The following is a 14644-nucleotide window of genomic DNA, read 5'->3' on the forward strand; positions in this document are numbered from 1 at the left end:
ATTCAAAACATTAGAAGCTAACTATTCGAATTTACAACAATCTCATTTTTTTTGAAACGTGCAAATATATAATTATAGATAAGATTAACCAATATTTTACTGATTAATATCAAAAAAAAGACTGCTATTATGCAGCCTTTTATAAATACCTATACTAAATATTATCCTAATATCGATTTCAGGTCACCGTTCATCGCTCGAACCGCATCAGCACTCTTTGCAAATTTTGCTTTTTCATCAGCATTTAGGGCAACATCAACTATTTTTTCTACACCGTTTTTACCAATAATACATGGCACTCCGATGCAGATATCGCTTTGTCCATATTCACCTTCTAAGAATACCGAACAGGCTATCATTTTCTTTTGGTTATTTAATATACTATCAACCAAATAAGCCACAGATGCCCCTGGAGCATACCAAGCCGAAGTTCCCAAAAGCCCAGTTAAAGTAGCACCACCAACCATTGTGTCAGCTGCTACTTTATCTAATTTCTCTTGTGACAAAAACTCCGAAACCGGAATTCCATTATAAGAAGCCAAACGTGTTAATGGAATCATTGTGGTATCACCATGACCTCCAATTACCATAGCTGAAACATCATTAGATGGAATGTCTAGTTCTTTTGATAAATAATATCTAAAACGAGAACTATCTAAAGCACCACCCATTCCTATAATTTTATTTTTTGGTAAACCTAATGATTTGAATGCTAAATAGGTCATGGTATCCATTGGATTAGATACAATTACAAAAGTAGCTTTTGGAGAATGTTGCAACAAGTTTTCTGCAACTGACTTTACAATTCCAGCATTGATACCTATTAATTCTTCTCGCGTCATTCCTGGTTTTCTAGGTATCCCGGAAGTGATAACTACTACTTCACTATTTGCTGTTTTAGAATAATCATTTGTAACACCTGTGATCTGAGTATTAAACCCTGTATTAGTTGCACATTGCATCAAATCCATAGCTTTACCTTCAGCAAAACCTTCTTTGATATCTAATATTACTACTTCACTTGCTATTCCTCTATAAGAGATAACATCTGCACAAGAAGCTCCAACGTTTCCTGCTCCTACAATCGTAACTTTCATTCTTTTATATTTATTGTTGTTGTTTTTATTTATTTGAAGCTAATCCCGCTTTCCGTTTCAATCTTTTTTAAATTTCCACTGGTTAAAACCCGCGGCTATTCAAAAAAGGATTTTCACTGCAATCGGGGCTAGTTACGCGTCGATTTTAGCATACACCGCATTCTTCTCGATGAACTCTCTTCTTGGCGGAACTTCATCACCCATCAACATCGAGAACACACGGTCAGCTTCAGCCAAACTATCAATCGTAACCTGACGTAAGGTTCTGAAGTTTGGATCCATGGTTGTTTCCCACAATTGTTCTGCGTTCATTTCACCAAGACCTTTATAACGCTGAATAGCGGCGCTTCCACCCATTCTTTCGTTCGCAGCATCACGTTGATCATCGTTCCATGCATATTCTTTCTTATTTCCTTTCTTTACTAAATACAAAGGTGGCGCAGCGATATAAACGTGTCCGCCTTCGATTAGTTCTTTCATAAAACGGAAGAAGAAGGTCAAAATCAAAGTCGAAATGTGGCTACCGTCAACGTCGGCATCACACATGATGATTACTTTGTGGTAACGAAGCTTTTCTAAGTTCAATGCTTTGCTGTCATCTTCTGTACCGACGGTTACACCCAATGCGGTGAATATATTTCGAATCTCTTCGTTTTCAAAAACTTTGTGATGCATTGCTTTTTCAACATTCAGAATCTTACCTCTCAATGGTAAAATCGCCTGAAAATTTCGGTCACGCCCTTGCTTTGCAGTTCCACCTGCCGAATCTCCCTCGACTAAGTAAACCTCACATCTTGCCGGATCTTGTTCAGAACAATCCGATAATTTTCCTGGTAAACCACCGCCACCAAGAACGGTTTTACGTTGCACCATTTCACGTGCTTTCTTAGCAGCATGACGTGCCTGAGCAGCCAGAATTACTTTTTGCACAATGATTTTAGCATCATTTGGATTTTCTTCCAAATAATTTTCCAGCATTTCAGCAACCGCCTGTGAAACCGGAGAAACTACTTCTCTGTTTCCTAATTTGGTTTTAGTTTGTCCTTCAAACTGTGGCTCGGCAACTTTTACCGAAATAATTGCAGTCAATCCTTCACGGAAATCGTCTCCAGTGATTTCGAATTTTAATTTATCTAACAAACCTGAGGAATCAGCATATTTTTTCAGCGTACGCGTTAATCCCATACGGAAACCTTGTAAATGCGTTCCTCCTTCGTGTGTGTTGATGTTATTCACATAAGAGAAAATATTTTCAGAGTAACTTGTATTATAAACCAAAGCCACTTCAACAGGAACTTCTCCTTTTTCGTGCTCCATGCTAATCACATGCGTGATTATAGCTTCACGGCCTTTATCTAAAAAGCGAACGAATTCTTTTAATCCTTCTTTTGAATGAAAAACTTCTGAAGCAAATTCGCCTTTTTCGTTTACATCTCTTCTGTCGGTAAGTGTAATCGTAATTCCTTTGTTTAGGAAAGACAACTCACGCATACGTCCTGCAAGTGTATCGTATGAATATTCTATTGTTTGAGTAAAGATGGTTCTATCCGGATGGAAAGTAACCATTGTTCCGCGTTTATCTGTTTCGCCAATTTGCTTAACAGGATACATCGCTTTCCCTTTTTCATACTCTTGCTCATATACTTTTCCTTCTCTGTAAACCGTAGCTCTTAAATGATCCGACAAAGCATTCACACAGGAAACCCCAACACCGTGAAGTCCACCCGAAACTTTATACGAATCCTTATCGAATTTACCTCCGGCTCCAATCTTGGTCATTACAACCTCAAGTGCAGAGACTCCTTCTTTTTTGTGAATGTCAACCGGGATTCCACGTCCGTTATCTTCTACTGTAACCGAATTATCTTCGTTTATAATAACACCAATGGTGTCACAATGTCCAGCTAAAGCCTCATCGATAGAGTTGTCTACTACCTCGTAAACCAAGTGATGTAAACCTCTGACTCCAGTATCTCCAATGTACATGGAAGGACGCATTCTTACGTGCTCCATTCCTTCTAACGCCTGAATACTATCGGCCGAATAACTGTTCTTTTTAATCTCGTCGCTCATATTATTTTATGGTAAAAAATCTATTTTTGTCTAACGAGCAAATATACAAAAGCACATAGGATTTCCTATTGAAAATTGGGTTTAAAACCCTTAAGTTATTAACATTTTTAGCATGATTTCAACAAAAAAACGTCCGCCAAAAATGACGAACGTTTTTACAAACAAACTAATCTTCAAACAAAACTCAAGCTACTACCCTTGAGTTTACTTTTTAAGGTTGTCCTTATCTCTTTAAAATACTTTTTAGGCTTTCACATAGGCGTCATCGTGGACATTTGCCACAGCTCTTCCTGATGGATCATTGAGGTTTTTAAACGCCTCATCCCACTCTAATGCAATTTTGGTACTACAAGCTACACTTGCTTCCTGAGGAACGCTTAAAGCAGCCGCATCGCTCGGGAAATGTTCATGAAAAATAGAACGGTAGAAATATTCTTCTTTAGATGTTGGTGTTTGAATCGGGAATTTGTATTTCGCATTCGCCAATTGTTCATCCGAAATTTCTTTGGCAACCATCGCTTTCAAAGTATCAATCCAACTGTAGCCGACGCCATCGCTAAATTGTTCTTTTTGTCTCCACGCTACACTTGCCGGCAACATGTCTTCGAATGCTTTACGAATTACCCATTTTTCCATTCTTTCGCCGTTTATCATTTTGTCCTGCGGATTGATTCGCATCGCAACATCCATAAATTCTTTATCCAAAAATGGCACACGCCCTTCAATTCCCCAAGCGGCTAAACTTTTGTTTGCACGTAGGCAATCGTACATGTGTAATTTGCTTAATTTACGAACCGTTTCTTCATGGAATTCTCTTGCATTTGGTGCTTTGTGGAAATACAAATAACCTCCAAACAATTCATCTGAACCTTCGCCAGACAATACCATTTTTATTCCCATCGATTTGATAACCCTTGCCATCAAATACATTGGTGTTGATGCTCTGATTGTCGTTACATCGTAAGTTTCAATATTGTAAATTACATCGCGGACAGCATCTAAACCTTCCTGAATGGTAAATTTAATTTCGTGGTGAATCGTTCCTAAATGATCTGCTACTTTTTGAGCTGCAGCCAAATCGGGTGACCCTTCTAAACCAACAGCAAACGAGTGCAATTGTGGATACCAGGCATCGACAGTGTCACCGGATTCAATTCTTTTTTGCGCATATTTTTTGGCTATAGCCGAAGTAATCGAAGAATCCAATCCACCTGAAAGCAACACACCATAAGGAACATCACTCATCAGTTGACGGTGAACAGCTGCTTCTAATGCTTTTTTGATTTCGGCAATGCTGGTTGCATTTTCTTTTACGGCATCATAATCTACCCATTCTCTTTTGTACCATTGCACAAATTCGCCGTCTTTGCTCGACATATAATGTCCGGGAGGAAACAACAGGATTTTAGTGCAATATCCTTCTAAAGCTTTTAATTCTGATGCTACATAGAACGTTCCGTTTTGGTCCCAACCAATGTATAACGGAATAATTCCCATATGATCGCGGGCAATAAAGTATTCATCTTTTTCTACATCATAAATTGCAAATCCGAAAATACCATTCATCTCATCAAGAAAATGAACGCCTTTTTCTTTGTATAAAGCCAAAATAACTTCACAATCGCTTTCGGTTTGGAATTTATATTTTCCTTCAAATTGTTTGCGTAAATCTCTGTGATTGTATATCTCGCCATTGGCTGCCAAAACCAAACTTTTATCTTCGCTAAACAACGGTTGTTTTCCTGAAGCCGGGTCAACAATAGCCAAACGTTCATGCGATAAGATTGCTTTTTCATTACTGAAAATTCCGCTCCAATCCGGCCCGCGATGACGAATGATTTTCGACATTTCCAACACTTTTGGTCTTAAGACTTCTGCTTTTTGTTTTAAATCAAAAGCACATACAATTCCACACATAATCTATATTTTATTTTCCCTTTGACTGTATTTCGACTTCGCTCAGTATAGACATCTCAGGGTGATATTATTTATTTTAGTAGGGCAAAGATGGAATAATAGTTATAAATGAAAAACATAATAAACCATTTAGTTATAAATTATAACTAAAAAACTAAATAAGATTTAAATATGAAATTTAAAAAATTAAAAAACGGAGTTTTCACTTTAAAAGTGTTACAAAACACTTTCAATGGTATATTGTTTCCCATTCATATCAAATGAAAAACCACCTTCATTTCCCATCAATTTACTTCCAAGCGGAGATTGTGGCGAAAGTGCGAAAATGGTTTTGTCTTCAATACTTAATTTTGGCAAAGCGGTGCTTACGAATAATAACATTCCATTGGCTTTTACCAAACTTCCTAAAGCTACTTTTTTGTGCGTTTGAGAAGCGTCAATTTTGTCGAGTATGGCTTTTTGCTCAAGGATTTCTTTCAGCTTATGATTTAGCTTTTCCTGCTCTAAATGCATCATTGAAAGTGCTGTTTCATGCTTATCTCCAGCCGAACCTTTGGCATCATTCTGCGCATCGATAGTGAGACCTGAAATCATGTCCTGGAAAACATCAATTCGATCCTGAAGCATTTCTTTGTAGCGTTGTAGAATTTGTTGTTTTAGAGACATTTCAGCATCTAAAAATCAAATTTATAACTCGCGCCACCCATAATCTGCAATCCATACACCGGATAATTTAACCATCTTTGGTAATCCTGATTGGCTAAATTGTTTCCTTTTAAGAAGAAGGTCATACGCTCGCTGAATTTATAACCAACATGCGCATTCAAATCGAAATAGCTTTTTAGTGTAATGTTTTCATCCGGAGGAAAAGGCAGCGTTACTGTAGCTTGTCTGAAAATATCTTTTCTTTCGCCTACAAAGAACAAACTTGTTCCTGCGTACCATTTTGGTGTAATGTTAACATCAAGCGTTGTAGCCAATTTTATTGCTGGTAAATTCCATGCTTCTTTTTCAATATCGGTTGAATAACTGCTAAATGTTCCGTTGATTCCAAAAGAAACATTCTTGGAGAAATCAGCTTTTAATTCACCGAAGAAACTTACCGTTTTAACTTTGTCATAAACAACATCAAATGAATTTCCGAAAGTATAACCATCAGTATTTGCATTAAAATGATCGTAGATATTGCTTTTGAAAAGTGCTTTACCCTCTTCGTTTTTGTATGACCCACGAATGTTATAGCTAATGCTGCTTGCCAACTTTCCTTTTAAACCGGCATAGATATCAAACTTTTGATCTGTTGGAGCAATTCCAAGTGTTGGCGAAACAAAGAAATTTTCCTGTACAAAATCATGATAGGAGTTTTGTTGTAATGTTCCTTCCAAACCTGCATAAAAAATCATCAAATCACCCACTATTTTATAGGCACCTGTAACCTGCGGATAAATAAAGAATTTGCTTTCTCCGGCTTCCTGCGCTGCGCTGTAGAAGAAACCAACTCCGGCATTTATTGTCAAATCATCTTTATGAATTTTTATGCTTGGCTGAAATCCAACATTGGTAAAACCATATTTTATGGAAGCTGTTTTGTTAAAATTCTGATCGAATGTACCGCTGATGTAATCTAATACAAAATCGGCTTTTATTTTTTGCTCCACAATATCAAATTCCAATGAAGGTTTTGCTACAAAACGATTTTCTGCCGAACCAAAAGCATCCCAAAAACGGCTGAATTTTAATGTGCTTTCTTTAAGAACATTGCTCAATCCTAATCTTCCGCCAACATATAACGTATGATACGTTTGCCTTTCGTCAATGGTTTCTATCGTTGCATCAGACAATAGACCAGGATAAATTCCGTACCAATTGTATACTTGATTTTTGTAACCCAAATCGGCATTCCATGACATTGATTTTGTTCTGCTTCCGTAGGTTAAATCCAAAGCCGTATTCATGAACTTATCATCCAAAGTCACCTCTTTTATTCCGCCCTGAGCCGAACTGTGACGCAGCATTCCACCAAAATAATCCGTATTGCTAACGTTTTCCGTGATGAAAAGTTCGGCATTAACGGCACCATAATTTCCTGCTGCCAGCGTCATGTAATTACTGAATATTTTCTCTTCCGCACTTTTATCCACATTTGCCGCTTTTCCTTTGGCCGGTGCAAAAGTCGAAGCTACCGGAAACGAAAAGATATTGTATTGAATGTTCTCTTTTTTAGAAGTTTCTTCATCGTCCAACGTTGGTGTTTCTTTTACTTTAAAAGCATCCGAAATTGAAGGCGTATAAGGTTTTACTACATTCACTACTTCGGTTCCAATGTTGTCGTCTTTCTTTTGTGCGGTTGTCTTTTGGAAACTTCCCAAAAACAAAAAGGCTGCTATAGTATATTGAAATGTCTTTTTCATTTGATTTTAATTTTGGATAGAAGAATTTGTTTTAGCTGCTTCGCCTTTGACAATATTTAATTCGGTTTGCGCTTCAGCAACAACATCATCGAATTCTTTGAAATTTTTGATAACGCTGTCTAAAATAGAAGTAGCACTAAAATTGTCTTTCAACTGGTAATAGTTTTTCGCCATTACAATCAAACCTTTGGCTCCAAAATATTTATAACCCGAATAATCCCTGGCTAATTTTTGAACTGTTTTATTGGAATCTTCATACTTGCCATCTTTATTTTTGAAATAAGCATCATAATACAATGCTTCCGCTGCTAATTCACCTTTGGCAATGGTCAACAATTTTGCGTAAGCTGTTCTCGCTTTTTGCTCGTCATTCACTTTTATCGCAGCGCGGGCAACAATAATCTGTGCATCACTTTTTATTTTGTTATCTGTTTTTGGATTTGCCAAAACCTTATCAGCATAAACAACTGCATTGGCGTAATCTTTTTGGTCGTAATACGCACGCATCAGATTGGCTTGCGCGAAAGTTACGTTTTGTGGAAAATCAGCCTCAGTTTCTAGTCGTTGTAATACCGGAACCGCTTTCGCATAATCGTCTTTTTTCAAATGGATTTCAGCCAAACGCGCCAACGATTGCTCGGTAAATTCGTTTCTTGGTTTGCTAATTACAAACTCATAATTCGGAACAGCGCTGGCTTCTTTTCCGTCAGTGTAAAGTGATTGTGCCAAATAGAAGTTGGCTTTCAAAGCATGAATCCCGTTTGGAAATTGTTTAACATAACCACTTAAACTAGTAATAGCCTGCTTCGTATTGTTTTGCAGATATTGTTTTTCGGCTGATTCATAAGTATCGTTGTCCAAATCGGCATCAGACACTTCAACAAAATCTAATGTTTTTACCCAAGCCGCGTATTCATTCACTTTTCCGTTATCCATATAAATCAATCTCGCTGTCGAAACTGCTTCTAAAGCTTCAGGAGTTCTTGGATACTTAGCAGCCACTTCTTTGAACTTGGCAATAGCCGATTCATCTTTTTGAGCGTTATAGTAAATCAATCCCTGACGTAGAATCGCTTTGGAAGCAAACGAACCATTTCTGAACTCGCTCAACAATTGGTCATAGGTTTTAATCGCCAAATCGGTTTTATTTTCGGTAACATATGTATTTCCTAATTCGAACAAAGCATCATCGCGATATTGCGACGTTTTGAATTTTGCCAAAAACGAATTGAAGTCATCAATTTTCTTATCGTTTTTACCCACAAATCCGTAGCTCAATGCTTTTTGGAAAGCAGCATAATCTGCGTCAATTCCTTTCATATCGATGGCTTTGTTATAGGCATCCATTGCCGGCCAATACTTAGCAGTAACAAATCGTGAATCACCTAATCGTAGATAAGCATCATTCAAACGAACTCTGTCATCTTTCGCTCCGTCAACATATTTTTGGAAATAATTTCCCGCCTGATCGTATTCCTTTTGCTTGAAATAAGCATAAGCAATATTGTAATTAATGTTCTTGTTTTCCGGAGTTGATTTGGCTTCAGCCGAACTTTCAAATTGTTTAAAGCTCAAAGTTGCATCGCTGAAATTATCTAAAACATATTCCGTTTCGCCTCTCCAAAAAGTAGCACGAGCCGTTATTTTTTCGTTTCGCGGATTGGCAATTGATTTCTTAAACATGCTCAAAGCTTCCTGATAATTTCCGTCAGTATACAATTCAATTCCTCTGTAGAACAACACTTTTTGATACGCTACTTTGTTTTCCGGAGTATTATTTTTTTCCAATAAAGTCAAAGCATCTTTATAATTCTTAGAAGTGATATAAGAGTTAATCAACAAAGTTTCGATTTCCGTTTTGCTTGGCGTATTTGGATATTTAGCTAAAAAAGCAGACAAAACATCCGGCACAGATTGGTAAGAGTTCCCGATTTCGTAGCTCAGTTTGGCATAATTCAAATTAGCATCTTCCTGAATTTTTTTGTCAAAATCCATTTCCGACGCACTTTTAAATGCGTTTAATGCCTGCTGTTTTTTATCGGTTTTGAAATAGCATTCACCCAAATGATAATACGCATTCTGCGCTACCGAATCTTTTCCGTCAATGATTTTGTTGAATTGCGAAATAGCATTTTCATAATCTTTTTGTTTGTAATACGTGTAACCCAATTGGTAAAAATCGGTGTTGTTCCACTTCCCTTTTTTGCCTTTGTATTCTTTTAAATAAGGCAAGGCTTTGTCGTATTGCTGCAGGTTGAAATAGCTTTCACCAATGATTTTATTCAATTCTGATTTCTCCGAAGCGTTTGATTTTGGCATCGCTGCAAGTCCGGCATCAATCGCTTTTTGAAAGTTGCCTTCCTTAAAAGCCATATCGGCTTTGAAATAAGATAGTTTATCAGAATACTTTTCTTCGCCTTCTACTTTTTCGAAATACTTATTAGCTTCCTGATAATTGTTTCCTTCATATTGCATGAAACCTAAGTAATAATTGGCCTGTGTTCCATATTCTTTGGAATTAACCACTTTATTAAAGTAATCTGCAGCTGCTTTTTTATCGCCAGCGGTGAAATAAGCATAACCTTTTTGGAAGGTGAATTTTTCAGTTTGCTCGTAAGTCAATGCATTTTCATCGACTTTGTCAAAATATTGCAATGCCTGCGGAAACTTCCCCTGTTCAAAATAATATTGCGCTACTTCAATGTAGGCTTGATTTGTTTTAGAACTTGTTGGATAATCCGAGATGAATTTTTCAATAAGTTCATCCGCATTATTCTGATTCAGGTGAATAGCGCAAATCCCTATATAATAAGCGCAATCAGCCTGAACATCTTGCGAATTATCGTTTTGCTTTACCTTTTCGAATAAAATTTGAGCCGACTGATACTGCTTGTCCTTAAACAATTTAAGTGCGTTGTCAAATTCAGACAGACTATTAGTGTAAATGGCAGATTGTTGTCCCGAAACTTGCGGAATTCCGGCCATAAAAAACACAAAAAATAACATTAAAACGTTGCGCATAGTTTTTATTTTAATTTATCAAAAATAGTATCCTCAACTCTATAACGTAAAAACCGCGCCATTTATTATAAACATTCTTTTAAACAATTTTAACAAATGAGTGTACGTTATGGGAATTAGGCTTTTAGGATTAAATTTTATCATTTTTTTAACTGCTTACTGAAATTGGATTTTGGATTTTGGAATTTGGAAATTTTATTTGTTACATTTACCCAATAAACAAATAACCCATGTCAGAAACTGTTTTATCTCTAAAAAATGTAACGATTTACCAGGAAAATAAAGTGATTTTATCACAAATAAATCTTGATGTTAAACAAGGTGAATTCCTTTATATTATTGGTAAAACCGGAACCGGAAAAAGTAGTTTTATGAAAACGCTCTATGGTGATTTGCCTTTGACTGTTGGTTCGGGAAACATTGTTGGCTATGATTTATTGAATTTGAAAGAAAATGAAATTCCGTTTTTGAGAAGAAAAATTGGGATTGTTTTTCAGGATTTTCAATTGTTACCGGACAGAAGCGTAAACGAAAATATGCTGTTTGTTTTAAAAGCAACCGGCTGGACAGACAAAACTGAAATGCAGGTCAAAATTGACGATGTGTTGCAACGCGTTGGTATGATTGGTTTGACGAATAAAATGCCACACCAACTTTCGGGCGGTGAACAACAAAGAGTGGCTATTGCCCGTGCTTTATTGAACGATCCCGAATTAATTTTGGCTGACGAACCAACCGGAAACCTTGACCCACAAACGAGCGCTGAAGTTTTAGGCGTTTTGAAAAAAATCAATGATAACGGAAAAACAGTTATCATGGCAACTCACGATTATGCTGTGATTATGAAATTCCCGGCCAAAACATTGAAGTGCGAAGACAGCACTATTTTTGAAGTGGTTCAAAAAACGGTTTAAATCGTTTTGTTTCCGATAAATATTTCACCAAAAGCACAATTACAAAAGGAAAAGTCACGAGGTGAAATCTATCGCCCTGACCGCATGAAATTCCGGATAAAATAATGATATACGAAATAAAGAAAGCTACAAAAAAAGTAGCTTTTTCTTTTTTATATCCTTTAAATAAAAATAAAGCTGACAGCAAAACTGCCAACACCGTAAAGATTCTGTTTTGCCATTTGGTAATGTTAAAAATGAGTTTTTTCCAAAAAGGAAAATCGGTTTTATTTTCGTAATTCTTTAAATCTTGGATGCAGGCATTTCCGGTTTTAGAATTCTCTATCACATCCGAAAAATATGCTTTTATAAAGTTAGGAAAATTAGTTCTGATTTGATGCTTTAAATCTTCTAATGCTGCTTTCTTTTGGTCTTTAAAATCCAAACTAAATAAATATTCTGCTCTTGGATTGTTGATTTGGTTGTATTCTTTTCCGTTTTTAAAACATTCGGCTTTGCTGCAAATGTAGTTGTGATAAGTTACGCCATCAATATAACTAATCGTAAAATCGCCGTATTGCACCTTCATTCCAACAACCTGAATAGTAATCATCAACAAACTTCCATAAATGAAAATCATGCTTTTATGCTTGTAGTTTTTTAGAATTTCTTTGACAAAAAACAACAGCATAACAATCCCAAAAAACTTGGCGCTGGGTTTTATCAGCATGCTTGACAATAGCAATGACAACGACAACGACAAGTACCAAAACTGGCTTGTTTTATAATATTGAAACAATAAATAAAAAGCAAGAACAGTAAAGAATACAAAGATGTTTTCAGTCAGTAAATGATAATTCAAAATGAGGTTTCCAAAAATTAAAAAAGGAATAATCGCAAACCAAAAAGCCACTTTTTCTTTGACAAAATTCTTGAGAATTTCAAATAAAATGATCGATGCTCCCAGCCAACAAAACACGTTTACAACAAAAATCCATTCAAAAATGCTTGCATCAGAACTGCCGAATAAATACGGAATTCCGGTAATAAACGCCATCAGCATCGGACGGTAATAATGACCGGTGAATTTCAGATATAGTTTTTGAGCCGATTCTAAATAGTTGGAGCAATCAGGATAAATCAAGGTTTGTTTGTCTAATTGCAGAAGGAAATTCAATAATTCCAAACAACACAAACCCACAAAAATGATAAGGAAATGGTATTTATATTTTAGCAAAAAAGATTTCATTAAAGCTTATCTTTTTTATAAACATGTGGATTTTCCTTGATACCTTTTTTGAAAACTTTCCGCAAAGTCATTCGCAAAAAAGTGTCTACCTGCAAAACTAAATCGGAGAATTTATTCTCAGGCCGGCCTCGAAAAGAAGTTACATGAAATCGATCCGAATCACGCAACGGCGATTCCGAAAAATAATAATTGGAAACACAGCGACGATAACCATCAAAAGCAACAGGAGAAACCGAATGCAGCGATTCATCATGTGTAGCCATCACTGCCAATCTATTAAATTTACTGTGAATGGTGATTTGCTTATTTTTTAAACCATTTGGCCAAAGTTCTAAATTGCCACCATACTCTTCTTTCCAATCCGGCGTTACATAGTATAACAAATTCAACACACGCCATAAATTGCGGTCTTTGTCATGCGAATTGTCTAAATGTGGATTCAGAAACTGTTTGTTTCCCATCATCGAAATTCCACCAGCATATAAATGTTCATCCGCAATTGGATTCTCTATATCACAAATTTCGCCAACAATCTTAACAACTCTTTCATCCTGAAAAGCATAGATTACTTCTTCTAAGAACGGATGATACAAATTCATTTGAGCCGCAACATACTTGTCTTCGCGCAGACTTTTCTTCAAAACCATTTGTTCTGATTTTGGAAAAACATCGTGAATTTGCAACGCAATAGCATTAGGTAACAAATCATCCAGAAAAAAATAGCTAATGCCGGAATCTGAATTTTGAAATTCGGTTTTGAGCTTTTCTTTTTCAGAAACGAGTCTGTTTAAGATTAAATCGGCTATTTCTGTTCTGTTCATTAGTAGTATTCTATTTTTTCCTCAATTAGTTTTGCATTTTCTGTGTCGTTCAGCACTTTTAACAAAACCGCTTTTCTTTTATCATTTTGGGTGTATGGTTTGTCTTTTAAAAACTTAATCTTGTTTACAAATTCCATCTTACTTTCAGCAGTTTCGCATAGCGAAAGAAGATTGACATCGTCAACCATATTCTTATTTATCAGGCAAAATCTACTTTTAAATAATGAATTAATCACTTTTAATTTAGTTCCCGATTCCTGAAAAGACAACATCGTGTTTATGTGAGCATTTTCAAATAGTTCGCTTAAATGCGCAAAGCTTTGAATCTCGACAAACTTAACATTGGGAACATTCTTAATTTTGTTTTCAATAAGCTGTTTCCCATTTGAAGAAGCAATAATTAACTCATAATCAGGAATTTCTTTAAAAACTTCAATCAAAAACTGCGCAGCTCTTTTGTTATCTGCCAATCGCAAATCTCCGTGATAAAAAGCATATTTCCCATACTCTGATAGCTGACTATTGATTTCATTTCCATGAAAAACAGGAACGTACATACAATTGACGCTTAGCTTTCTTGCTTCATCCAATTCATAACACGAAAGAGCAAAGGTAAAATCGAAATCGGCTATCGTTTTTTGGTAACTCAAATACTTTTTGGCTACAAAATAATACAATATTTTTTTTACCAGACTAGTTTCACTCTTACTCATTCCCGAATAAAAGTTGGATTCAATATTATGCAGACGCAGGTATTTTTTATTATCCAATTTTGCCTTGCGCAATATCATTGTTGAGTGCAAACCTTCGAACAGAATCGGAGCATCATGCTTCCTGATATTTTCTATTAAATCTTTATCAAACCTGCAGATAACTGGCAATGGATACTTCGAAAAAACGAAAAAAGGATTCTTATTTTTTTTGTATAAATATACTTTTTCTGCTATTGCTTTTAGTTCCTGAGAAACCTCACTTCTATCTTCATAATAACAATGCAGATAAATACTGAAACCCAAAGAATGTAATGCTTTTACTTTATAAAAAACATCTATTACACCTCCAAAATCTGGAGGAAACGGATTCTCAAAACTAACGATATGAAGCTCTTTTTTTTGCATTGATGTTTACAAAAATACTATTTTCAAGAAACATAAAACCTTGT

Annotated in this window: 10 protein-coding genes; 1 reads left to right on the forward strand and 9 read right to left on the reverse strand. The window is 35.9% G+C overall.

All coding sequences use genetic code 11. The features are described from left to right. Positions 1–161 precede the first annotated feature (161 nt). From L1S35_RS12200 to L1S35_RS12225, 6 genes are all read right to left on the reverse strand, one after another. A complete protein-coding gene (locus L1S35_RS12200) occupies positions 162–1097 on the reverse strand; it encodes a malate dehydrogenase (protein ID WP_236401086.1) in 936 nt (311 codons plus the stop codon). 132 nt (positions 1098–1229) lie between these two features. After that, positions 1230–3170 (reverse strand): DNA topoisomerase (ATP-hydrolyzing) subunit B, encoded by a 1941-nt coding sequence (gene gyrB / locus L1S35_RS12205; protein ID WP_236401088.1) that lies wholly within the window; start codon positions 3168–3170, stop codon positions 1230–1232. A 243-nt stretch (positions 3171–3413) separates the two neighbouring features. Continuing rightward, complete coding sequence (asnB, locus tag L1S35_RS12210) at positions 3414–5087, reverse strand: asparagine synthase B (protein ID WP_236401089.1); 1674 nt, start codon at positions 5085–5087, stop codon at positions 3414–3416. Positions 5088–5303: 216 nt separating this feature from the next. Further along, a complete protein-coding gene (locus tag L1S35_RS12215; RefSeq protein WP_236401091.1) occupies positions 5304–5753 on the reverse strand; it encodes a hypothetical protein in 450 nt (149 codons plus the stop codon). A gap of 8 nt (positions 5754–5761) precedes the next feature. Beyond that, entirely contained in the window at positions 5762–7498 is a 1737-nt protein-coding gene (locus tag L1S35_RS12220) for a TonB-dependent receptor (RefSeq protein ID WP_236401094.1), read from the reverse strand. Between the two features lie 6 nt (positions 7499–7504). Further along, on the reverse strand, positions 7505–10519 hold the full coding sequence (locus L1S35_RS12225) for a tetratricopeptide repeat protein (protein WP_236401095.1): 3015 nt from the start codon (positions 10517–10519) through the stop codon (positions 7505–7507). Between the two features lie 230 nt (positions 10520–10749). On the opposite strand from L1S35_RS12225, the gene L1S35_RS12230 reads away from it, so the two are divergent. Further along, the gene (locus L1S35_RS12230; protein WP_236401097.1) at positions 10750–11433 is read left to right on the forward strand and encodes a cell division ATP-binding protein FtsE; all 684 of its coding nucleotides are present in this window, start codon (positions 10750–10752) and stop codon (positions 11431–11433) included. On the opposite strand, the gene L1S35_RS12235 is transcribed toward L1S35_RS12230, so the two are convergent. The 3 genes from L1S35_RS12235 to L1S35_RS12245 are packed head-to-tail and all read right to left on the reverse strand — an operon-like array spanning position 11402 to position 14600. Next, positions 11402–12661, reverse strand: a complete 1260-nt coding sequence (locus L1S35_RS12235) for a glycosyltransferase family protein (protein ID WP_236401099.1) — start codon at positions 12659–12661, stop codon at positions 11402–11404. The two genes, L1S35_RS12230 and L1S35_RS12235, sit on opposite strands and share 32 nt — an antisense overlap. Continuing rightward, on the reverse strand, positions 12661–13482 hold the full coding sequence (locus L1S35_RS12240; protein WP_236401101.1) for a 2OG-Fe(II) oxygenase: 822 nt from the start codon (positions 13480–13482) through the stop codon (positions 12661–12663). The genes L1S35_RS12235 and L1S35_RS12240 overlap by 1 nt, the downstream gene beginning before the upstream one ends. Beyond that, positions 13482–14600, reverse strand: coding sequence for a hypothetical protein (locus L1S35_RS12245; protein WP_236401103.1), 1119 nt, complete (start codon positions 14598–14600; stop codon positions 13482–13484). The genes L1S35_RS12240 and L1S35_RS12245 overlap by 1 nt, the downstream gene beginning before the upstream one ends. Between the last annotated feature and the right edge of the window lie 44 nt (positions 14601–14644).

It is taken from the genome of Flavobacterium anseongense (assembly GCF_021608185.1).
In the GTDB taxonomy this organism is placed as follows: domain Bacteria; phylum Bacteroidota; class Bacteroidia; order Flavobacteriales; family Flavobacteriaceae; genus Flavobacterium; species Flavobacterium anseongense.